Annotated in this window: 16 protein-coding genes, 1 tRNA gene and 1 riboswitch; of the genes, 12 read left to right on the top strand and 5 right to left on the bottom strand. The window is 64.8% G+C overall.

Annotation, left to right across the window (positions count from 1 at the left end):
• The first annotated feature begins 175 nt into the window (after positions 1–175).
• From GFD18_RS00945 to GFD18_RS00935, 3 genes are all read left to right on the top strand, one after another.
• Positions 176–949: an SDR family NAD(P)-dependent oxidoreductase gene (locus GFD18_RS00945; RefSeq protein ID WP_100509918.1), complete on the top strand. Its 774-nt coding sequence runs from the start codon at positions 176–178 to the stop codon at positions 947–949.
• A 48-nt stretch (positions 950–997) separates the two neighbouring features.
• The gene (locus tag GFD18_RS00940) at positions 998–2,434 is read left to right on the top strand and encodes an MFS transporter (RefSeq protein WP_207759976.1); all 1,437 of its coding nucleotides are present in this window, start codon (positions 998–1,000) and stop codon (positions 2,432–2,434) included.
• 76 nt (positions 2,435–2,510) lie between these two features.
• Positions 2,511–3,587 (top strand): D-2-hydroxyacid dehydrogenase, encoded by a 1,077-nt coding sequence (locus tag GFD18_RS00935; RefSeq protein ID WP_100509916.1) that lies wholly within the window; start codon positions 2,511–2,513, stop codon positions 3,585–3,587.
• A gap of 128 nt (positions 3,588–3,715) precedes the next feature.
• Here the strand turns inward: GFD18_RS00935 and GFD18_RS00930 are convergent, their stop codons facing one another.
• Both GFD18_RS00930 and GFD18_RS00925 read right to left on the bottom strand, forming a co-directional pair.
• Positions 3,716–4,231, bottom strand: a complete 516-nt coding sequence (locus GFD18_RS00930) for a DNA-deoxyinosine glycosylase (RefSeq protein WP_100510429.1) — start codon at positions 4,229–4,231, stop codon at positions 3,716–3,718.
• Between the two features lie 108 nt (positions 4,232–4,339).
• Positions 4,340–4,413, bottom strand: a tRNA-Arg gene (locus GFD18_RS00925).
• 233 nt (positions 4,414–4,646) lie between these two features.
• On the opposite strand from GFD18_RS00925, the gene GFD18_RS00920 reads away from it, so the two are divergent.
• Positions 4,647–5,264, top strand: a complete 618-nt coding sequence (locus GFD18_RS00920; RefSeq protein WP_225432817.1) for an alpha/beta hydrolase — start codon at positions 4,647–4,649, stop codon at positions 5,262–5,264.
• A 49-nt stretch (positions 5,265–5,313) separates the two neighbouring features.
• Entirely contained in the window at positions 5,314–9,234 is a 3,921-nt protein-coding gene (locus tag GFD18_RS00915) for a DEAD/DEAH box helicase (RefSeq protein ID WP_225432819.1), read from the top strand.
• A 33-nt stretch (positions 9,235–9,267) separates the two neighbouring features.
• Here the strand turns inward: GFD18_RS00915 and GFD18_RS00910 are convergent, their stop codons facing one another.
• Positions 9,268–10,584, bottom strand: a complete 1,317-nt coding sequence (locus tag GFD18_RS00910) for a hypothetical protein (RefSeq protein ID WP_133119498.1) — start codon at positions 10,582–10,584, stop codon at positions 9,268–9,270.
• 252 nt (positions 10,585–10,836) lie between these two features.
• On the opposite strand from GFD18_RS00910, the gene GFD18_RS00905 reads away from it, so the two are divergent.
• Positions 10,837–11,739: an EamA family transporter gene (locus GFD18_RS00905; RefSeq protein ID WP_163200097.1), complete on the top strand. Its 903-nt coding sequence runs from the start codon at positions 10,837–10,839 to the stop codon at positions 11,737–11,739.
• A gap of 235 nt (positions 11,740–11,974) precedes the next feature.
• On the top strand, positions 11,975–12,100 hold the full coding sequence (locus GFD18_RS11240) for a hypothetical protein (RefSeq protein WP_263863963.1): 126 nt from the start codon (positions 11,975–11,977) through the stop codon (positions 12,098–12,100).
• A gap of 157 nt (positions 12,101–12,257) precedes the next feature.
• Here the strand turns inward: GFD18_RS11240 and GFD18_RS00900 are convergent, their stop codons facing one another.
• On the bottom strand, positions 12,258–14,438 hold the full coding sequence (locus GFD18_RS00900; protein WP_100509913.1) for a GmrSD restriction endonuclease domain-containing protein: 2,181 nt from the start codon (positions 14,436–14,438) through the stop codon (positions 12,258–12,260).
• Between the two features lie 131 nt (positions 14,439–14,569).
• Between GFD18_RS00900 and GFD18_RS00895 the strand changes: the two genes are divergently transcribed.
• Both GFD18_RS00895 and GFD18_RS00890 read left to right on the top strand, forming a co-directional pair.
• On the top strand, positions 14,570–15,514 hold the full coding sequence (locus tag GFD18_RS00895) for a hypothetical protein (protein ID WP_163200096.1): 945 nt from the start codon (positions 14,570–14,572) through the stop codon (positions 15,512–15,514).
• A gap of 160 nt (positions 15,515–15,674) precedes the next feature.
• Positions 15,675–17,306: a DEAD/DEAH box helicase gene (locus GFD18_RS00890; protein WP_163200190.1), complete on the top strand. Its 1,632-nt coding sequence runs from the start codon at positions 15,675–15,677 to the stop codon at positions 17,304–17,306.
• 4 nt (positions 17,307–17,310) lie between these two features.
• On the opposite strand, the gene GFD18_RS00885 is transcribed toward GFD18_RS00890, so the two are convergent.
• Positions 17,311–18,762: an MDR family MFS transporter gene (locus tag GFD18_RS00885; RefSeq protein WP_204313999.1), complete on the bottom strand. Its 1,452-nt coding sequence runs from the start codon at positions 18,760–18,762 to the stop codon at positions 17,311–17,313.
• A gap of 663 nt (positions 18,763–19,425) precedes the next feature.
• Positions 19,426–19,609: riboswitch (FMN riboswitch) on the top strand.
• 247 nt (positions 19,610–19,856) lie between these two features.
• Here GFD18_RS00885 and ribD point away from each other — a divergent pair.
• Genes ribD through GFD18_RS00870 form a run of 3 tightly spaced genes read left to right on the top strand, consistent with a single transcriptional unit; the run spans position 19,857 to position 23,045 of the window.
• Positions 19,857–21,074, top strand: a complete 1,218-nt coding sequence (gene ribD / locus GFD18_RS00880) for a bifunctional diaminohydroxyphosphoribosylaminopyrimidine deaminase/5-amino-6-(5-phosphoribosylamino)uracil reductase RibD (protein ID WP_100509911.1) — start codon at positions 19,857–19,859, stop codon at positions 21,072–21,074.
• Positions 21,055–21,744 carry a riboflavin synthase gene (locus GFD18_RS00875; RefSeq protein WP_100509910.1) on the top strand — a complete coding sequence of 230 codons (690 nt, stop codon included), beginning with the start codon at positions 21,055–21,057 and terminating at the stop codon, positions 21,742–21,744. The genes ribD and GFD18_RS00875 overlap by 20 nt, the downstream gene beginning before the upstream one ends.
• Positions 21,745–21,761: 17 nt before the next feature.
• Complete coding sequence (locus GFD18_RS00870; RefSeq protein ID WP_163200095.1) at positions 21,762–23,045, top strand: bifunctional 3,4-dihydroxy-2-butanone-4-phosphate synthase/GTP cyclohydrolase II; 1,284 nt, start codon at positions 21,762–21,764, stop codon at positions 23,043–23,045.

The following is a 23,045-nucleotide window of genomic DNA, read 5'->3' as shown; positions in this document are numbered from 1 at the left end:
GGATATCGATACACCCAAGTAAACACAACGAAGTTATATTTCGATGGGATATCGATAACCTAAGGGAAGACATCATAGGAAACAGTGAAACCGGCATGGATGCGGCCATGAGATGCCGCATCCACACCGGTCTCTCCGGCGAACCGGCCGGAATCGAATCGTTAAGGAGTGACGCATGGAAGAGTTCTCCATCGACAGCTTTGCGCTTACCGACAAGGTCGTGCTGATCACGGGCGGGGCCAGCGGCCTCGGACGCTTCTACACGCAGGCCGTGAGCAAGGTCGGCGCCGACGTGTTCATCGTCTCGTATGACCGCACCGGCTGGGAGGACGTACGCGCCGAGGTGGAGGCCAACGGCCGTAGGGTCGCGTTCCTGCAGCAGGACATCACCGAGCCCGGCGCCGCGAAGAAGATCGTCGACGCCGCGATCGCGGAATACGGCCGCATCGACGTGCTCATCAACAACGCGGGCATGCAGCGCCGCCACGATATCGTGGACTTCCCCGACGACGACTGGCGTGCGGTCATCGAACTCAACCTCAACGCGTTGTACTACCTCTCTCACGAGGTCGCCAAGGTCATGATCGACCGGAAGGGCGGCAAGATCGTGAACATCGGCTCCATGCAGTCCTACCGCGCCGGCAAGTTCATCTTCCCCTACACGGCGAGCAAGCACGGCGTGATGGGTCTGACCCGCGCCTACGCCGACGCCCTTGCTCCGTACAACATCCAGGTCAACGGTCTGGCCCCCGGCTACATCAACACCCCGATGACCAAGGCGCTGCAGGAGGACCCCGTGCGCAGCGTGGAGATCCGCGAGCACATCCCCGCCGGACACTGGGGCGAGCCGCGCGAGCTCATGGGGGCGATGGTGTTCCTGTGCTCGTCGGCGTCGAACTACATCACCGGAGCCATGATCCCCGTCGACGGCGGCTACCTGCTGCGCTGACGTCCGGCCGACCAATCATTTCAGATTTCCCCGTAATCAAAGGAGATTATGATGGCAAAATCCGATGTTCCGGAAACCGCGCCCATGAGCGAGGCGGAATACGCCGACCAGCTCAAGCGCGCCACCCTGGCCTCGAGCCTCGGCAGCGCCCTCGAATACTTCGACTTCGCGCTGTACGGCCTGTGCACCGCGCTGATCTTCAACACGTTGTTCTTCCCGCAGGACAATCCCGCCATGGCGACCGTGGCCTCCTTCGCCACCTTCGGCGTGGGCTTCATCGCAAGACCGTTCGGCGGACTCATCTTCGGCCGTCTCGGCGACATCATCGGCCGCAAGTGGGTGCTGGTCGTCACCATCATCCTCATGGGCGGCGCCTCCACCGCCATCGGCTTCCTGCCCACCTACGATTCGGTCGGCATGCTGGCCCCGATTCTGCTGGTCATCGCGCGACTGGTGCAGGGCTTCGGCGCCGGCGCCGAACAGACCGGCTCCTCGGTGCTGATGGCCGAGTATGCGCCGGTCAAGCAGCGTGGATTCTTCGCCGCACTGCCGTACATCGGCATCCAGGCCGGCAGCCTTATGGCGTCCGTCGCCTTCTTCCTGCTGACCCTCATGCCCGAGAAGCAGCTGCTGGCGTGGGGCTGGCGCATCCCGTTCCTCGCCTCGTTCCTGCTGATCCTGCTGGCCCTGTTCATTCGAATGCATCTTCGTGAATCGCCGACCTTCGTGGAGCTCAAGGCCAACGACCAGGTGGCCGAGCATCCGCTCAAGGAGCTATTCTCCACCGGCATGCCCGGCCTTGTCGCCGCGTTCGGCATGCGCATGGCCGAAAACGGCGGAAGCTACATGCTGCAGACGCTGTCGATGTCCTACGTCGTGGCCGTTGCCGGCAGCAACGCCGACAGGGGCGTGCTGTCCTGGGGCGTCGCGTTGGGTGCGCTGGTGGGCCTGTTCACGGTGCCGTTCTCCGGCGCCCTGTCCGACAGGTTCGGCCGTCGCGTGATCTACCGCGCCGGTTCGGTGTTCTTGCTGCTGTTCGCCTTCCCCGCATGGTGGCTGCTCTCCCTCGGCAACCACTACATCGCCGTCGCGGTGGTGACGCTGGGTGTCGGCTTCGGCGTCAACTTCATGCTCGGCCCGCAGTGCGCCATGTTCCCCGAACTGTTCGGCGCCCGCCACCGCTATCTCGGCGTGGCCATGGCCCGCGAGCTCTCCGCAGTGGTCGCCGGCGGCCTGGCCGGTGTGCTCGGCTCCTACATCATCGCGGTGAGCAACGCGAACTGGATGCTGATGGGCGTGTACATGACCGTGCTCGCGGCCGTCACCACACTGTCGACCTTCATGGTGCCCGAGACCGCCGGTCGGGACCTCACCCGTCTCGAGGACGCCGTCAGGCTTCCGGAAAACGAGCGCGGCGATGTCACGACCCGCGTTCCGGGGGTCGCCGACACGCTCGGCTACCAGTCCGTGGCGGCGTCGAACTGACCTCTCCGGCCGGTTCCTCTGCGCATCCACCCTATATATCCGTCGAATCCCGACATACACCCAAAGGAAACACGATATGACAACCGCAACCGCAACGAACGAAACCGGACACAAGCTGCGCGTGGTCGTGGCCGTCCCGCTGAAGGAGGAGCTCTGCAAACTGGTCGAGACCCTCGAACCCCGCGTCGAGATGGTGCGCGACCAGTCCCTGCTCAAGCCCATGCGTTGCGCCGCCGACTGGTCGGGCGATCCCGAATACCATCGCACCGAGGAGCAGCAGAAGGCATTCGACGAACTGGTGGACTCCGCCGAAGTGCTGTTCGGCATCCCCGACGTCGAACCCGCCGCGCTCGCCCGCACGGTCCGTGCCAACCCGGACCTGAAATGGGTGATGACGACGGCCGCCGGCGGCGGCAGCCAGGTCAAGGACGCGGGTCTCGCCCGCGAGGAGTTCGACCGCATCATCTTCACCACCAGTGCCGGAGTCCACGGTGGACCTCTCGCCGAGTTCGCGGTGTTCGGTCTGCTGGCGGGCGCCAAGAACCTGCCGAAACTGCTCGCCGACAAGCAGGCCAAGAACTGGCCGGGGCGCTGGGAGATGCGACAGGTCGATGAAATGACCGTGCTGGTGATGGGACTGGGCGGCATCGGCTCCGAGTGCGTGCGGCGTCTCAACGCGCTGGGTGCACGGGTGATCGGCGTCGCCGAGGGCAGCCCTCGGATTGACGGCGTCGACAAGGTGGTGACCGCCGCCGAACTGCCGCAGGTCGTGGGCGAGGCCGACGCCATCATCAACACGCTGCCGGGCACCGACCAGACGTTCCATATGCTGGGCAAGGACGTGTTCGCCAACATGAAGCCGGGCACCATCATCTCCAGCGTGGGCCGCGGCACGGTGATCGACGAATCCGAACTGCTCAAGGCCCTCGATGACGGGCGCGTGGCCTTCGCGGCCATGGACGTGTTCGAGCATGAGCCGCTCCCCGCCGACTCTCCGTTCTGGACCCATCCGCAGGTCGTGGTCAGCCCGCACACCGCTGCGTTGAGCAGCAAGGAGGAGGAGCGTATCGCCCGTCGCTTCGCGCAGGATGCCACCGCCTTCCTGGACGGCAAGCCCCTGCGCGCCGTCGTGAACACGGTGGAATTCTACTAGGCGATAGGGCCCGTGAAACGGGCGAATCGTAGATGTCGGCCCGGCGCCGGACCATGCATGACCCGCATGATCCGGCGCCGGGCCGGTTTCGTCATGATCGGCCGTACGCCGTCGCCGGTTCGGCGCGGTCATGCCAGTATGCGGCGATATGCCTCCACCAGCTGCGGCAGACGCATACGGGCGTTCGCCGGGCTGGTCGACGGCAGGGGAGTCATCGGTATGTCGATGCCGGCGGCGGCCAGCTGCGGCGCGCACAGGCGACGATAGAGCTGCGCCGCCTTGCCTCCGGTCGTGAACACATGGGTGATGCGCGAGGCGCGGATGATGGGCGCCAGGTCGTTCGGCACCGCATTGCGGATCGACGAATCGCTCGCTCCCGCGATGTCGCAGGAGGCGATGACGTCCCACAGGGCGAAACGATGCCGCAGGGCGAAGTCGCGTCGGGCCTCGGCGGTCGGTTCCGGCACCGGCTCGTCGAACAATGCGGCCATCACCGGCCAGAACCGGTTCTGCGGATGCATGTAGTAGAACGCCGCCTCACGCGATTTCGGACTTGGCATCGACCCGAGGACAAGCATGCGCGAATCCGCGTCCCACACCGGTCCGAACCCATGCTCCACATGCTGCAATTCCCGCGATTCCATGGTCTTCAGCATAATCCCAATTCACTCTTAGTACCTGAGCAGTACCCGAAACGGTTGGGCGGAAAACGAAAAGCCCTTGGAACCGTAATGATTCCAAGGGCTGAGGCGTGACCCCGGCCGGGCTCGAACCGGCGACCTTGAGATTAGAAGTCACATGCTCTATCCAGCTGAGCTACGGGGCCAAAGACAACGAAACGACATTGTAGCAACTCGCCCGCCGTTCCGCCACGTCGAACCGCCGACGTTGACGGGGCTCCGACGCCGAAGCGGATCGCCGCCAATGGAGGATTGAGGATTGCCGGAGTCGAACACCGGTCGGGTCGAACGCGGCATCGCTGGGACGGGCCAAGCCGCACGGTAGTCTGGAAATCGGATGTGCGGCGAGACGGTCGACCCGAACGAAACGGAGTAAACCATGCGACTGGCGATGATATCGAACATCGATTTCGACCACGACGACGATGACGATCTGTTCGTCATGTTCCACGGGTATGGCAACGACGAGCAGGAGATGGTGCGCATCATCGACGCCATCGAACCGGACGCCGACTACATCTCCGTGCAAGCGCCGATTCACCGCACGTATCTCGGCGGCCACGCATGGTACGACAGCGCCGGCTGGGACAACGCGCGCATCCAGGCGCAATGCTCGGCCATCGGCGACCGACTCGTCACCCTGCTTGACGCCAGCGGATTGCTCGGCCGTCGCATCGTGCTCGTCGGATTCTCGCAGGGCGGGTATCTCTCATACCGTCTGCTCGCCGACCATCCGGATGTGTTCGATGCCGCCGTACTGCTCGCGCCGTCGTTCCATGATGACGTCGTCACCGTGCCCGATCTCGCCGACGACGCCCGCCCCGATGTCTTCCTTGGCTACGGCACCCTCGACCGGCAGATTCCCGACGGGCAGAAGGCCGCCATGCGCGAGGCACTCGCACGGTTCACGCACGGCGAGGAGCATTCCTACGACGGCATGCGTCACGACGTATGCGAACGCGAGTTCGCCGACATCCGGGCCTTCCTCTCGCGGTGAAACGAATCCTCCCGACTTACTATGAGCGGGAGAACGAAAGGCGGCGGTGATGGCGGACGACTGGCGGACGCGCGTGTATGGCGGCCGAGGCGGCGGCTCGTCATTTGGAGGCGGCTCGTCGTTCGGCGCCGGTTACGGTGATATCTCCGGCTACGACGCCGACGACGATTTCGGCTACGACGGAGGCTACGGCTACGACGATGCCGCCGAAGGCGAAGGCGCCGCATACGGCCATCAGGACGAGGCCATTCCCGAGCATGTGCTGCGTGTACTCGGCGGATCGGCCTTCTACCGCGCCTACGACGTCATCTCCGGCGGACGGATGCATGCGCTGGCCTGCACCGTCGGCCGAGACTCCACCACCACGCTGACCGCCTTGGTCTCCAGCTCCTCGGGAAGCGCGTCCTATCGTGTGCGAGCGACACTGGACGAATCCCACGGCCGCGTGCTCGACTCCTCGTGCTCATGTCCCGCCTATGGTCGCTACGGTTCCGCATGCAAGCACATCATCGCGCTCATCATGCAATACAACGATTCGCCCGAATCCTTCGATCAGGACGCACCGGGCGGCACGGAGGCGGGCGGCATGACGTTGCGCCGCCGCAGAACGTCCCGAATGCTGCAGTCGTTCATGCAGCAGGAGGAGATGCGTCGGCGTCAGGAGGCACAGGAACGGCAGGTCGACCTTCTCAAGCAGGTCAGCGCGCTCGCCGATTCGGACGACGCCGTCGGTGCCGCCGGCCGAAAAGGCGCCGTCGGAATCGCCACGCTCGAACAGCATATGCCGGTGGGCAGTGTTGCGCTCCGGCCCGGCATCGGCAAATCGGAGCGTGGCAATGGATGGCTGATGCGGCTGCATATCATCGTGCCGAGCCGTGGCATCGCATACGTCGTCAAGGACATTGACGCCCTGCTGCGCGCCATCCAATGGCGGCAGTACGTGGTCTACGGCAAGAAACTCGCGTTCACGCATACGCTGGACGCCTTCGACGAACGTTCACGCGCCGTCATCGGCATATTGCGCAGGGCGGCGGATATCCGCGCCGGCATCGAATCCGTCGGCGGCGCGTCCGTCGGCCGCCGCGGCGGATATCGCGGCGGCTACCGAAGCCGTAAGCCGCAGTCCTCCGAGATGCTGCTCACCGACGCCGAAATCGCGGATCTGCTCGATCTGTACGTGGATTCGGGGCAGACCATCGATTACGCGCCCGCAGGGTATTATGCGGCGGCCATGGATGCATCCGTCGTGGACGGCGACCCCGATATGGGATTGTCGGTCGAACGCATCGACGGCTCCGACGGTGTCGGCACCGATGACGGCGGCTCCGCCGCGTCCGGTGCCGTCGTCGGCCACGGTGGCGGCTATGTTATACGGCATCGCATGAACGCGGAGGCGTTGATAATCGGCCAGCAGAGCAGTTTCGTCATCGTCCGCGCGTCGGCGGACGACATCGACGGCGGGATTCCGGTGATCCACCGGTGCAGCCGTCGGTTCGTGGAGAATCGTCGCGTCATCGACGTGCTATGCGACGACAACGACGCCGATGGACTCTATCTCGGTCCCGACGACGTGGATATATTCGCCGCGACGGTGCTGCCCTACGTCACGCCCGTACGAGGCGACGCGGCGGATCCGGCCGACACCGACGGCGCCGCGAACGCCGTCGCGCCGCAGGATTCGTCGCGAGATGAAGGCCACGGCAATGGCATCCCCATGCGTCTGCCGGACGAGCTGGCGCGGCGCAGACGCCTGCCATGCCGCATCGAAATCTATCTTGACCGCGACCTGCATGGCGTCAGCTGCGAGATGAAGGCCCGCTACGGCGACGACCGGTTCGACGTGTTCGCCGGCATCGGCCCGCATGACGCGATGCGCGACCGCGACGCCGAACGCCTTGCCGTCGAGGCGGCATTGCACTACTTCCCCCGGCCGGAAGGTCTCATCGCCCGCATTCCCGAATCCGACGACGACGCCATATGGCGGCTGCTCACCGAAGGGCTGCCCGTGCTGCGCGACCTCGGCGACGTGTTCTCCACACCCGCGTTCGACGGCCTGACCGCCGTAAGCCATCCGGTCATCAGGGTCGGTCTGTCGCTGAAATCCGATCTGGTGGAGATATCGCCGATCGCCGACGAAATCGATCCCAAGGATGTGCCCGCGCTGCTCGCCGGATACCGACGCCGCCGCAAATATCATCGCCTGTCGAACGGTGCGTTCGTGAACCTGCATGATGTGAACACGGCGGCCATCGACGACATCGCCGCCGACCTGGGACTCAAGCCCGAGGAACTGGCGGCAGGCGTCGCGGTGCCGTCATACGAGGCCTATTATCTCGACCATCAGGTCGCCGACGACGACAAGGACGAACGATTCCGCGACTACGTGAACGATCTGAAGGTCATCGACCCGGCCTCGTACGCCGTGCCGCAATCGTTGGCCGCGACGCTTCGCCCGTATCAGGTCGAGGGATTCCGTTGGCTCAGCGCCGTATGCGACAAGGGCTTCGGCGGCATCCTCGCCGACGAGATGGGCCTGGGCAAGACCGTGCAGCTGCTGTCGCTGCTCGTCGCCCGACGCGACGAATTCCGCACCGTCGGGCCGAACCTCATCGTCTGTCCGGCGTCGCTGGTCTACAACTGGGCCGCCGAATGCGCGAAGTTCGCGCCGGAGCTGTCGGTCGAGGTCGTGGCCGGAACGAAGGCCGAACGGCGGCGGATGCTCGAAACGGCGCGCGGCGGTGGGAAGTCCGGCGATTCCTCCGTCCCCGACGTGCTCATCACGTCATACGACCTGCTGCGCCGCGACATCGCCGACTACGACGGCATCGAATGCTGCTGCATGGTGTTGGACGAGGCCCAGTATGTGAAGAACCACGCGACCAAATCGTCGAAGGCCGTGCGCGCGATCGCAGCCCGTCACCGGTTCGCGCTCACCGGCACGCCGATAGAGAACCGGCTCGCCGAACTGTGGAGCATCTTCGACTTCCTCATGCCCGGCATGTTCGGCTCGTACGCGCACTTCCGCGAGCGCTTCGAAATGCCCGTATTGAGCGGTGACGAGAAGGCGCAGGCCAGGCTTCAGGCGTTCGTCGGCCCGTTCATCCTGCGCCGCCGCAAGGCCGACGTGCTGAAGGACCTGCCGGAGAAGATAGAGAACGTCATCACCGTGCGGCTGGAGGGCGAGCAGCGGCGACTGTATGCGGCGCTCGAGCAACGTCTGCGCGCCACATTGAACAAGCAGAAGGACGTGGACTTCAATGCGGGCCGGATTCAGGTGCTTGCCCAGCTGACCAGGCTGCGCCAGGCCTGCTGCGATCCACGGCTGCTGTACGCGAACTACGGCTCCGACCTGCCACAGGACGACGGCTCGGCGGACGTGGCGTCGAAGGATGCGACGGCCGTGGCGGCGGGCGGCGCCGTGAAGGCCGCGAAATCCGCGAGGCCGCCGAAATCCGCCAAGCTCGATGCCATCGAGGAGCTTGTGCTCTCGTGCCGCGACGCCGGACGCAAGATGCTCATCTTCTCCCAGTTCACGAGCTATCTGGATCTGATAGCCGAACGATTGCGCCGCGACGACGTCGCCTACGACATCATCACCGGCGCCACGCCGAAGAAGCGACGGCTCGAACTCGTGGACGCCTTCAACGCCGACGCCACCCCCGTGTTCCTTATCTCGCTCAAGGCAGGCAACACGGGGCTCAACCTCACCGGCGCCTGTGTGGTCGTGCACGCCGACCCATGGTGGAACGCCGCCGCACAGGACCAGGCCACCGACCGTGCCCATCGCATCGGACAGACGCAGGACGTGAACGTGTATCAGATCGTGGCCAAGGACACCATTGAGGAACGCATCCTGAACCTGCAGCATGGCAAGACCGACCTCGCCTCACGGTTCGTGGACGCCGCGTCGTCGTCGGGCAACGCCATATCCGCCCTCACCCGCGACGATCTGCTCGCCCTGCTGCACTAGTCGGGTGCCGGACGGGTTCTGTCTGGGCTGGTCTCATTCCGTCGTGGCGTTGGGCCTGGCGTGGTCGTAGGCGTAGTTGCCGTGGCCGAGATCCCAGTAGGTCAGCACCAATCCGCGTCCGGTCCTCTCCCCGGTCTGGCGAAGAATGTATTCCTCGTGGGATGATTCCACGCTGATGCCGATCTCCTCGCCTAGGGCGTCGGTGAACGTGAAATCGGCGTATTCGGTCTCATCGTCGTCGTCATCGGTCTCCGTATGATGCGCGAAGCTGCTGAACGTCACCGGCTTCGTGACGGGTCCCTGCTGCAACGTGCCGAACACGCCGGACAATCCCGAAAGGCCGATGGCCAGAAAGACCACGATGCCGATGCAGTGCCGTACGATGTTGCGGCGCAGCAGGCGCGAGCGCACCTGCCGCGGTTCGTGCCGGTATATGTCGTCGTGGGCCAGGCTGGGCCCCTGCACCAGCATGTGGATGATCATCCAGACCGCGAAGACCAGCGCGCTGACGAACACCACCGCATCCTGCATCACACGCTCTACGCCGAACGGCGACATCGTTCCCAACTGATATCCGGTAAGGGCCACCAGACCGAAGAAGAACAGCATCGTCGGCGGATTGAGCAGCACCGCATACCGGCGCTTCGCGTCGTACCATGCGGCATCGTCGTCGGCGTTGCCGTTGCCGCCGTCCGTCCCCTGCGCCGCCGGCGCCATATACGGCATGGTCGTCGCACCGTATGGCATGGACGACATATGCGAGGTCCGCCATTCGTGTTCCTGGGACGTCGCCATGCGTCGTACGACGGTGTAGTGCTTGTCGGCATCGTCGTTCCTATTGTTGCTGGCGTTGCCGCTGCCGGCGCTCCTGTTGGCGTTGTCTCCCCGTCGCTCTTCGACCACGTCATAGGGATTGGGCTGCGGATACCCGGGGTCCGGCTCGATGAGGTCGATGATGTCGGTGTCTTCGATCCATCGCAGGATGATATGCGTGCCCGGCGTCTTCATGAGGCGTTCGATGCGGCCGTAGACCGGCAGTTCGGCGAATTTGAGGGTGTCGCCGCGTTCGAGCCGGATCGTGTATTCGAAACGGGTCGTCGGGTCGCCGTCCGAATCCGTCGAATGGATCTCGTTGAACATCCATATGATGCCCCGTGCCGTGGTGACTCCCCGCCTGAGGAGTCTGATGTTCCTGACGGTGTAGTAGATGCAGATCGCGACCACCACGATGAGGCCGAGCATCCATACGATATCGGCGAGGGTCATCTGTCCGCCGATTCCGGAGGAGACCAGCCATGTGAAGCGGATGACGGTGTAGGCGAGCAGCGACAGCATCGCCACGATCAACATGATGGTTCGGTTCCGTAGCGTCCTCATACGGCAGGCTTCCTCTTCGTTGACGATGATTCCCTCCTTGCATTATGCCCCCGAAGCTCGGGGAGGGGTCATCGCATCGACGAGAGTTATGCCGTTGTTCACCGGTGGGGCATGTCGCCGTGCCGTGCGGACGGCTCCGCCGCGCGTTGCCGTCGGCAGGCCGTCCGCGGCCGCCGGAGCGCGGCCTCGCGGTATCATCGTGGGGTGAAGAAAGCGGTTGAAGAAGTGAAGCAGACCCCGCACGGCGTGGCGGCCACCATCGCGTCGGCGCTCGTATACGGCATGTTCCCCCTGTATTGGGCGGCGCTCGACAGCGTGTCCTCCATGAACGTGATGCTCTACCGCATCGTCACCGCGGCCGTGGTCATGGTGCTGTTCATGCTGGTCACCGGCCGCTGGGGCGGGCTCGTGGCCCATGTGAAGGCCATGTGGCGCACGCGTCGCGTGTTCTGGATGTCCGTGCTCGCCGCCGTGCTCGTCACCATCGACTGGGTCGTCTACATCTATCTCGTCTCCATCGGCCACACGTCCGAGGCCAGCGCCGCCGGCTTCCTCATCCCGCTCGTCAACATGATGCTCGCACTGCTTCTCCTGCGCGAGAGGACCAGCGCGCTCGGCATCGCGTCCATGCTCATCGCGCTCATCGGCGGCATCCTCTACGTCATCGACACCGGCAGGTTCCCCGGTCTCGCCCTCGCCATGGTGTTCAGCTACAGCGGATACTGTCTCATCAAACGCTTCGTGCCGCTCGACGCCTTCGAATCGCTGACGTTCGAGACCGGCGTGCTCACGCCGGTGGCGTTCATCGCCCTGGCCGTGCAGCCGAGGTTCGGCGTGCCCGCCGACGCCCCATGGCATGTGTGGGCGCTGCTCGCCGGATGCGGCGTGCTCACCGCCGTGCCGTTGGTGCTCACCTCGTACGGCGTCAAGCACGCGACGTTCCTCATGCTGAGCTTCACCCAGTACATCACGCCCACCATCCAGCTGCTGCTCGGCATCGTCGTGCTCGGCGAGCAGGTGCCCGCCCACCGGTTCATATCGTTCGGCGTGATCTGGCTGGCCCTGGCCGTATACTCCGTCGACCTCGTGCGGCAGCATCGCAGCCGCCTCGAACTGGGAAGAAAATAGGCCGTCGCATCGCCTTCCTTCGGCTGCCGGCCTTCTGCGCCGCTTTTGCAGAAGGCCTGCAAAAGCGGCAAAAGCCGCAATCCACTTCGGAAAACCGCCATTGGAACGACCTAATGTGCGCTGACGCACAATAATCGCGAAGGAATTGTGCAACGAATGGAAAACCGTTGCATCCGTAATGCCCGCCTCCTAGATTGACAATCGCAACAAGGAAAACCAATCAAGGAGGTTCATCATGAAGTTCGCAAAGGCATTCCAGGAGGGTCTCGCGATGGCCAGCTTCTCCAGCATGGATTACGTCAACAAGGACATGCTCGAGACCATGCGCTACGTCGCCCGTCAGATCGAAGAGGACAAGTGATCCGTCGCCGGTCATGATGCCCGCAGGCATCGGCTGGCATGAGTCATTCGGTCTTCTCTGATTCGAGGACCAGACCTTATCGATCGGAGATACGGCCAACGGCGTCCGTATATCTTCCTCTTTTTTCGTTTCTTCTTTTCTATGTTCCTTACGTTATTTACTTCAGCGTGCTCAGACGATACGTCTGCCATACGTCGCTGAGCTTCTGCCCGTTGGAGACCCGCTTCCACACGTTGAGCGCGGCCCCCGCCGCCTTGCCGCTGGCCGCACGCGCCGCCGCCGTGGGCGTGGCATGCACGGAACCGTCCTCAAGTTCGAGCCTGCCGTCGTTCGTCACCGTGGCATACCATTCCTGCCCCAGGCGCGGACGTTTCCACACCAGCTTCTCGCCGGGGACGAGCAGTCCTGCGTCGATCACCTGCATGATGGTGATGCGCCGCGAGCCCTGCGAAACCCGTCGGGCCCCTCGGGACAGCGTCTCCTCGCTCACCGACGTCAGATCCACGTCGTCGGCGTCGAAACGAATCCGCCAGTATTCGGCAAGCAGCTGCACGATCTCGTTCTGACGGCGCTCCAGCACATCGGGCGTCATGCCCGTCACCGATGTGAGTTCGGCGGTCAGCGGGAACCGACGGGAACGGGGAGCCTCGGTGATGCGCTCCATACGCGGCGTGAAGCTGTCGACGTCGGCCAGCTGCTGTTCGTTTGCCGCCGACAGCACCATGTTGCCGATGCGGTCCGTCCAATGGTCGCGCGTCGCCTCCGGCCAGGTGACGAACGACGAGTTCGGGCCGATCCTCTCCGGCAGGATTCGCACCACGTTGACGCTGCGAGGACGGACCACGGGCGAGCCGTTCCTCACGTCGTTGGCGCGCAGCAGCAGCACCTTCTTCATCGTGTCGTTCATCTGCATCTCGCCGCGCAGACGGGCCAGAGCGGTCTTGCGGTCCTCGTCGCTCACGCTGAACCCGGTCGACTTCTTCAGCTTGCGGCCATGGTCGAGGTCCTTGAGGATCTGCACCACACGCTGGCGACGCTGCGACGACGACGCCTTGCCGAGATTGTCGACGCCGGTCACGCGTTCCAGCGCGCGCAGCACCTTCACCAGCTGCTCCTGGTCCTTCTCCTCGAACGTGATGGTCTGCGGAACGCGCGAATGCCGCGCGGAATGCCGTCCGCCTTGCGGGCCTGCGTTCGCGCCCGCGTCGTTCCTCGCGGACGTCGCCGCCGTATCCGCGTCGTTCGTCGCGCTCGCCGAGCCGTTCGCTCCGAGCACGCCGACCCGCCCGATGTTGACCAACGCCCAGATCGCCACCGACTTCCATTCCGTCGTCGGGAAGTCGTCAAGCCGCACCAGCCATTCCGACACCTCCTGCGGCAGGTCATACGCGTGCGGCTGGCCGAGGATGTTCCACGCCGTCGCATACGGCACGAGGATGTTGTTGATGAACTCCACGGCCGTGTTCTTCTCCAGATACGCGTCGAATGCCTTCGACTGGAAGCCGTCGAGGATCATGCGGTGCGACTTCTTCGGCGAAATGCCCAGCAGCAGGTCGTTGAAGAACGTCTCGACGTTGTCTCCCAACGGATCGACAGCATTGTCCCAACGCCTGCCGTAGTAGTCGCGGTCCGCGATGTCGATCGCCGAGATCGCCTTCGCCTTAAGCACATCCGACGGCGTCAGCGGCATGCCTCGCATGTTCATCACATCGAAGATGCGGTGCGCGCCGGCCAGGTCGTTCGTCGTCACGATGATCATGAGCACGTTGCTCACCAGATACGAGGCGAAATACCGGCGCTCGTCGTCGGTCAGCGACGACAGCGCATCATACGCCGCCTTCGTGTTCTGCATGATGTTGCGCTGCGCGTTCGACTCCAGGTCGGTGTCGCGAAGATCGAACAGGCCCTCCAGATTGCCCTCCTGCACATAGTCGCGGAAGAACTCCGCGTCACGCTCGCGCAGGGTCAGCCTCGGTTCGGCCGCACGGCCGAACAGACGGTTGCCCTCCTCGAGAATCAGCGCATTGAGATTGTCGGACAGATCATGGTCCTTCTCCATGGCCCGCAGGATGGCGATGATGATGGTCAGCGACGTAAGGCGCTGCTGGCCGTCGATCACCTGGAACAGCCGGTTGTTCGGGTCGCCGTCGCCCACCAGAATCAGCGAACCGAGGAAATACGGATGGTCGGGATGTTCAGAGGCGTCGCGCAGGTCGTCGACTAGCTGCAGCATATGCTCGACCCGCCACGAATACGCGCGCTGGAAGGCCGGGATGACGAACTGATAATCCGTGGAAAACACCTTGCCGAGCGGCTTCTCGCTCGCATTGATCGCCATGCCGTCCCCTTCGTGAAACTACGCCGATGTATCCCTGCCACTATAACGCGTGCACAGCGGGCGATGCATTACCGGAACGACGCGTGTTCGTGAGATATCGTATGGAACATACGGCACAAAGGAGCGGACTCATGGAGCATCAGACCAGAACGGCGATCGAACTGCGATACTCCGGCAACGCGGCGCGCTCGCGGTCGTTGAACATCAGGTCGCTGGCGGCGTCGCTCAGCGGATTCACCGACGCCGTGGGCGAATACCGCAACATCGTGCTGCCGCTGATGAACCTCGACGCCGTCGCCGACTCCATGCGGCCGAGGAGAGGGGCGTTCGTCGCGTCGCTGGTGCTGCTCGGCGAGCCGGTCGCCATCGCGCGGGCCGCCGCGCCCGACGCCGGTGGCGGGTCCGGGCGCGGCATGGCCGATGTGACCGACGTGACGGACATCGCCGTCGGATTCATCGAGACCATCGGCATCTTCAAGGCGCGCGTGCTCACCACCGGGGACCCGATGCCGAACTCGTCGGAGCGTGCGGTCATGACGGAGGACGGCGTGGAGGTGACGTTCGCGGAGCAGGCCACGCCCGTCGTCGTGGACCATGAGGCCTATGTGGCGTCGAAATCCATTCGCCTCGCGAAGTACCTCGGCCGCGCGTTCGGCTCGTTCGCCAGCATCGACGTGGACATGGTGACGGTCTGCGCGCCCGATTCCGGCGGATCGCTGGACATCCCGTCCGGCGTGGCCCGTGCCCTGCGCGACGTGGACGACCTGGTCGAGGTGCACAAGCCGCTTATCGAGACCCGTCAGCTGCAGATCGACACCATCCAGTTCAGCTCCGACAAATGGCGGTTCAAGGACGGCGACCAGAAGTTCTATGCGCGCATCGCCGACCGGCGGTTCCTCGCGCAATGGGACCGCGGCGAGATCTCGTTCAAGAACGGCGACCGGCTCAACGCGGTCGTCCGCACCGAGCGCTCGTCGATCGGCGGCACGCTCACGTTGGGCGAGCGGTCGATTCTCAAGGTGAGCAATCCTCACGCCGTGCTCTTCCAGCCCTCCATCGACGACCTGATGGTGTAGCCGCTTCTCCACACGCTCCGGTACGCTTATGGACGTTTGTTTTCACTGCAAGCCGGCGGATTCCGGCTTGAATTCCCGTTGAAAGGCTGCTGTGCCGAAGCATATTGATATTGACGACGTTGACGATGTGACGACCGATTTTGATGACCGCTCGGATGATATGGACCATCCGGACGATATGGATGATATGGGAGGCAAGACGGACGACGACGCGCCCGCCGCCGTCTCGTTCGCCGAATTGGGCGTGCCGAAGCCGCTGGTGCGTGTGCTCGCCGCCGACGGCAAGACCACGGCGTTCCCCATCCAGGCCGATACCCTGGCCGATTCCCTCGCCGGCCGTGACCTGCTCGGCCGCGGCAAGACCGGGTCGGGCAAGACGCTTGCGTTCTCCATCCCCCTGGTCGCCCGTCTTGGCGGCGAACGCTCGTCCGGCGCCGCCGCCATGCGTGACTTCAGGCGCATCCGTAACCGCGGGGGAGCCGCGTCGGATGCGCGGCTGCCGCATCCGCGCGGCCTGGTGCTCGCCCCCACGCGCGAACTCGTCAACCAGATCGACGAGGTGATTCGTCCGCTGGCCGATGCCTACGGGTTGACGACCGTCACCATCTACGGCGGCGTGAAGCAGAGCCGACAGGTGACGGCGTTGCGCAACGGAGCCGATATCGTCGTGGCCTGCCCCGGACGTCTCGAGGACCTGCTTGGCCAGGGCCTGCTGTCGTTGGAATCCGTGCGCATCGCCGTGCTCGACGAGGCCGACGAGATGGCCGACATGGGCTTCCTCCCCGCAGTGACCCGACTGCTGGGCAAGATCGATCCGCACAGCCAGCACATGCTGTTCTCCGCCACGCTCGACCACGGTGTAGACGGGCTGGTGAAGCGCTTCCTGAAGAACGCGCGCGTGCACGCCGTGGATTCCGCCGAATCGCATGTGGACGAGATGACGCATCACGTGTTCGTCGTCACGCAGGGCAACAAGCATGAGCTGGTGCGCCAGCTGGCCTCGGGCATGGGCAAGCGCATCCTGTTCACCCGCACCAAGTACCAGGCGAAGAAGATGGCCGCCAAACTGGTGAAGGCCGGCATTCCCGCCGTCGACCTGCAGGGCAATCTTTCGCAGAACCAGCGCGACCGCCATCTCGCCGCGTTCAGCAACGGCGACGTACGCGTGCTCGTGGCCACCGACGTGGCCGCGCGCGGCGTGGACATCAGCGGCGTGGAGCTCGTGGTGCAGGTCGAGCCGCCGGCCGACCCCAAGTCGTTCCTGCATCGTTCCGGCCGCACCGCTCGCGCCGGCCATTCCGGCGACGTGGTCACGCTCGTGCTGCCCGGTCAGGAGAAGGAGGTGCGGCAGATGATGCGCCGCGCCGGCCTGCGCATCGCCTCCGTGGAGGTCACGCCCACCTCGCCCGAGGTGGAGGAGCTGGTCGGCGAGCATGCCCCGCTCGTCAATGGCTGGGAGCTGCCCAAGCCGGCGCCGCAGAAGCCTGCGGGAACCGGACGCCGTTCACGCTCTCGGAACAGGGGAGCGGCTGCCGCCGAATCCCGTGATGAATCGGAATCCCGTCGTGACTCCGGCAAGCGTGATTCCGCAAGGCGCGGCATCGACAACCGTGGCGGCGGCAAACGCGGCGCCGTGGCGCGCAACGGCGAGGAACGCCGACGCGGCAAGAACGGCGGCTCCTCCGCGCGCGGCGGTTCGCAGCAGCGCGGCGGCAACGCCAAGTCGGGTGGATTCCACCGTCATCGCAAGAAGGCCGCCCCCTTCCGCATGGCCGGCGGCAAGAAGCGGTAATCGTCTACTTCCGCCTTCCATCCCGCACGAACAGCGACAGCACGAACGCCACGCAGGACACCACGGTCGAGACGACGAACACCGCATCCACGCCATGCGCCAGGCCGGCCTCCCCCGAGCCGGCCACCGATGCGGGCAGCGTGTTCGTCGTCATCACCGTGAAATACAAGGCGATGACGATGGCGGCCATGGTCTGCCGCAGCGTGTTGTTCATCGCCGTGCCATGGGGGATGAGCGGGCCGGTCAGCTGGTTCAGCGCCGTGGTGGTCAGCGGCATGAGGCAGAACGCCACACCGGCCATCATCAACGTGAAGAACACGGCCGGATACCACGCCGGCGTGTCCGCGTGCATGCGCGACAGCGCGAACGCCGCCACGGCCACGACGGCGATGGCCGGCGGGGCAAGACGCCGGATGCCCACCTTGTCGAACAGACGTCCGGCGATGGGGTTGAACACGCCCTCGGCCACGCCGCCGCCCATGAGCAGCAGGCCGGACTGCAGGGCCGTCATACCCAGCGAATTCTGGATGAACATCGGCAGGATGTTCATCGACGTGATGAACGTGACGAACACCAGAACGACCACGGCCATCGACAGGCTGAACATCGGACGGGCGAACACGCGGAAGTTCAGCATCGGCTGCTTCAGGCGCAACTGCCGAAGAATGAACGCCGCCAACGACACCGCGCCCACGGCGATCGAGCCCAGCGTCTCCGGCGCCGTCCAGCCGTCCTGGCCGGCGAGGCTGAATCCCAGCAGCACACCGCCGAATCCCATCGTCGACAGAACGACCGACGCGATGTCGATGCTCGGGTCGGTCTGCCTGGTGACGTTGCGCACCGTCGGAACGGCGGCCGCCAGCACGGCGACTGCGATGACGATAAGCGGCACGAACAGGAACCGCCACGGCAGGAAGTCGATGATCAGGCCGGAAAGCGTCGGCCCGAGCGCCGGCGCGAACGCGATCACCAGGCCGAACCAGCCCATCGCCGTGCCGCGCTTCTCCGGCGGGAACGTAAGGAACAGCACCGTCTGCAGCAGCGGCATAAGGATGCCCGCGCCAGTGGCCTGCAGAATGCGGCCCAGCAGCAGCACGGCGAATCCGGGCGCCGCCGTGCATACGACCGTGCCGAACAGGAACATGCCGATCGCATAGAAGAACAGCTGCCGTGTGGTGAACCTCTGGATCAGGAACGCGGTGATCGGGATCATGATGCCGTTGGTGAGCATGAATCCGGTGCTCAGCCATTGCGCCGTGTTGCTGGTGATGTCGAATTCGCGCATGAGATGCGGCAGCGCCGACGTCATCAGCGTCTGGTTGAGGATGGCGGTGAAGCTGCCGACCATCATGATGACGATGGGTATGTAGCTCATGCCGTGCGTTTCGTTCGTGGTGTTCTTGGTCGATGCCGTGTCCGCCGTCATGGACGCGGCGTGCTGTGATTCTTCCGACACAGTGTCCCCTCGGTGTTCTTGTTGTTGTCAGCCATTCATCGTGGTGCGCCGGCGGGCGGATGCGGCCGAAGCCGGTCGCCGTGCGCCGGACGGGATGCCGAACCAAGCCGATTACGGACGGCCGCGTTCATCCGCGCGGTCGTAGCCCCTGCAAGAATTCAAATCTCCGACCGACATACTACCAACATCGTCGTAGCTCCGTCCTCATACGACGAAAAGGAACCGTGGAACGCGTTCGGTTCCCATTCGTTGTCGGGTCGTAAACGAACGGGAACCATGGAGGGCGTTCGGTTCCTGTCCGTTGTGGTTTTACGAACGAAGAGGAACCGTGGAACGTGTCCGGTTCCTGTTGGTTGTGTTTCCGCGAACAAACGGGAACCGCAGGGAAAGCCCGGCTCCCATCCGTCGTAAATTCCCCAACGAATGGGAACCATTACAGGGTATTCGGTTCCTGTTTGTCGTCGTTTGCGGCCCGACGGATATCCGCTTGGAGATTCGCCACAATATGGTTTTAGAGGAATGTTGACGAACGTGGATTTTCGTTGAGATTCCGGCGATATTGAAGGTGTTATCAACAATGGTGATATCCACTATTCGAGATTGGGGCGTGATGCGGTCGCGTTTGTCGGCGACGGGCGCTTCAATCGGAACCGACAATTGAACACGCATCTTCAGGGCAGGGTGAAATTCCCGATCGGCGGTATAGTCCGCGAGCATGCAGGTGCGAACCGCCATCCGGCCGGCAACGGCCGTCGGCGTTCGCGTTGAACATGTGGGAGCGAAAGCGCTCGTGAACCGGTGGGACTCCGGTACCGACAGTCATAGTCTGGATGGAAGAAGAATGCGACGGCGTCGGCACGGTCGACGCATCGGCGCGGCCGAACGGCCGTTGGGCCGATGCGAGGCCGGTATATGTTCGTGCATATCCGCACTGTCCATCGCCATCGTCATAACGCAGCCCTGAATTCCAACGGAATTCGGGGATTTTTGTTATCGGCGGCGAGAACATCGCAACGGATGTGCGACGAGACCCGACGAATGCGCCGTCGCCACGTGAAACCCTGGACATGCTCTATCGCGGTGAAAGGGGAGACGTGGACGATAGGGATTACATGTCCGTGGCGCTGAGCCACGCGAAAAAGGGCGCGGGAAAGGTCAATCCCAACCCCATGGTCGGTGCGGTCATCGTACGTGACGGCCGCATCATCGCCGTCGGCCATCACGATCACTTCGGCGGATGGCATGCCGAACGCGCCGCACTCGAGGCGGCGAAGCGCGACGGTGTCGACGTGCGCGGCGCCACCATCTACGTCACGTTGGAGCCCTGCTGCCATCAGGGCAAGCAGCCGCCGTGCTCGCAGGCACTCATCGACGCCGGGATCGCGCGCGTGGTCGTCGGCTCGGCCGACCCGAATCCGCTCGTCGCCGGCAAGGGCATCCGCCAGCTGCGCGAGGCCGGCATCGAGGTCACCGAAGACGTGCTGCGTGACGAATGCGACGCGCTCAACGAGATCTTCATGCACTACATCGTTTCCCACAAACCGTTCGTGCTGCTCAAGTACGCCATGACCGCCGACGGCAAGATCGCCACGCGGACCGGCGCCTCGCGGTGGATCACCGGCGAGGCGGCCCGCCATCGCGTGCACGAGGACCGCGGCAGGTTCGCCGCCATCATGGTCGGCGTCGGCACCGTGATCGCCGACGACCCACAGCTCACCTGCCGACTTGGCGACGGCGATGCCGGCGACGGCCGCGAGACCACCGGCCACAATCCCCTCCGCATCGTCTGCGACAGCCGCCTGCGCACGCCGCTCGACTCGGCCCTCGTGCGCACCGCGCACGACGTGCCGACCATCATCGCCACCTGCGTGCCGTGGAACGAGCCGGCCGCGAAACCCTACGCCGACGCCGGCTGCGAGGTGCTCACCATTGACGCCGACGCCGCCGGGCACGTCGACGTGAACGCGTTGGCCACCGTGCTCGGCTCGCGCGGCATCGACAGCGTGATCGTCGAAGGCGGCGCGTCGCTGGCATGGGCTGCACTGCGCGCGCGCATCGTCACGAAAATCGACGCCTATGTGGCGCCGAAGATCTTCGGCGGGGCAAGCGCGCCGACGCCGGTCGGCGGCGACGGCGTCGAAACGCCCGCCGACTGCTTCCGCCTGACGAACACGACGGTCGAAACGTTGGGCGACGACCTGCTCATCGAAGGCCTCGTCCGATACGACAACGACGACAACGACGGCAGCGAGCCGTCCGACGCCGATGACAGTGCCGAAGAGGGGGAAGACCATGTTCACGGGAATCGTTGAGGACCTCGGCGTCGTGGAGTCGGTGGTCCAGGGCGCGGATTTCGCCAAGCTCACCGTATCGTCGGATGTCGTGGTCGACGACCACACGCGCATCGGCGACAGCATCGCCGTCAACGGCGTATGCCTCACCGTCACGGCGTTGCACGGCACGTCGTTCACCGCCGACGTGATGCACGAGACGCTGCGCCGTTCGAGTCTCGGCGGCCTGCGCCGCGGCAGCCGTGTGGACGTGGAACGCGCCATGCCGGCCGACGGACGGTTCGACGGCCACATCGTCTCCGGCCACATCGACGGCACCGGCGTCATCGAATCGATACGCCCCGACGGCATCGCCACCGTATACACGATTCGCGCGCCGCGCGAGCTCATGCGGTTCATCGCCGAAAAGGGATCCATCGCCATCGAGGGCATCAGCCTGACGGTCACCTTCGCCGACGAGCGCACGTTCGGCGTGGCCATCATCCCGCATACGGCCGCGAACACCGTGCTGCCCGAACGCAAGGTCGGAGACGTGGTGAACCTCGAAACCGACCCCATCGCCAAATACGTGGCCCGGCTGCTCGGCATGGGCGGCGGCACGGCGGCCGGCGATGCCGGATCGGCCGCTTCCGGCGGCGGCTCCCATCCCGCGACCATCACCGAATCATTCCTCGCCCAACACGGGTTCTAGAGCAAAGGAAAACCATCATGACCGACATCAACAAGGGCACCGAATCCACCGCGCTCGACCCCGTCGCTCAGGCGGTGCGCGACATCGCCGCCGGCCGCATCGTCGTCGTGGCCGACGACGAGGGCCGCGAGAACGAGGGCGACCTCATCTGCGCGGCACGCTTCGCCACGCCGAAGAACATCGCGTTCATGGCCACGCACGGCCGCGGCCTCATCTGCACGCCGATGACCGCCGAACTGGCGCGGCGTCTCGACCTGCCGCCCATGTGCGCCGACAACACCGACAACCACCACACCGCGTTCACCGTCTCCATCGACCATGTGACCACGTCCACCGGCATCAGCGCCCGCGACCGTTCCGTGACCGCCATGGCCTGCATCGACCCGGACGCCAAGCCCGCCGACTTCCGCAGGCCCGGCCACATGTTCCCGCTGGTCGCCCGCCCGGGCGGCGTGCTCGAACGCAACGGCCACACCGAGGCCACCGTGGACCTGGCTCGCCTCGCCGGACTCGAGCCGTGCGGCCTGTGCTGCGAGATGATGAAGGCCGACGGCACCATGATGCGCCGCGGCGACCTCAAGGCGTTCGCCGAGGAGCATGGCCTGACCTACATCACCATCGCCCAGCTCCAGCAGTACCGCCGCGCGCACGAGTTCCCGCACACGGTCCGCCGCGTGGCCCAGGTGACGCTGCCCACCGAGCATGGCCGCTTCACCATGTTCGGCTACGAATCCGAGGACGGCGGCGAACACGTGGCGCTGGTCATGGGCGACGACATCCTCGCCGCCGCGACGGGCGGTGCCGGTACGGTCACGGAACCGGTGCTCTGCCGCATCCATTCGCAGTGCCTGACCGGCGACGTGTTCGGCTCCGAACGCTGCGACTGCGGCCCCCAGCTGCACGAAGCCATGCGTCGCATCGCCGAACGAGGCCGCGGCGTGCTGCTCTACCTCAGCCAGGAGGGCCGTGGCATCGGCCTGCTCAACAAACTGCGCACGTACGAGCTGCAGGAGCAGGGCTTCGACACGCTCGACGCCAACCTCGAGCTCGGATTCCCCGCCGACGCCCGCGAATACGAGACCGCCGCCGCGATCCTCGACGACCTCGGCATCGGCTCCATCGACCTCATGACCAACAACCCCGACAAGATCAGCCAGCTCAAGGCCGCCGGCATCGCCATCGACTCCCGCGTGCCGCTGATCATCGCGCCGAACGAATTCGACGCGAACTACCTGTCCACCAAACAACACCGCATGGGGCACCTGCTCGGCGCCCTGAACACCACCGCAAAGGAGAACTGA

Source organism: Bifidobacterium saimiriisciurei (assembly GCF_010667655.1).
Taxonomy (GTDB): Bacteria; Actinomycetota; Actinomycetes; order Actinomycetales; family Bifidobacteriaceae; genus Galliscardovia; species Galliscardovia saimiriisciurei.
The sequence above is the reverse complement of the archived record's forward strand: the minus strand, read 5'-3'. Positions and strand labels throughout refer to the sequence as shown.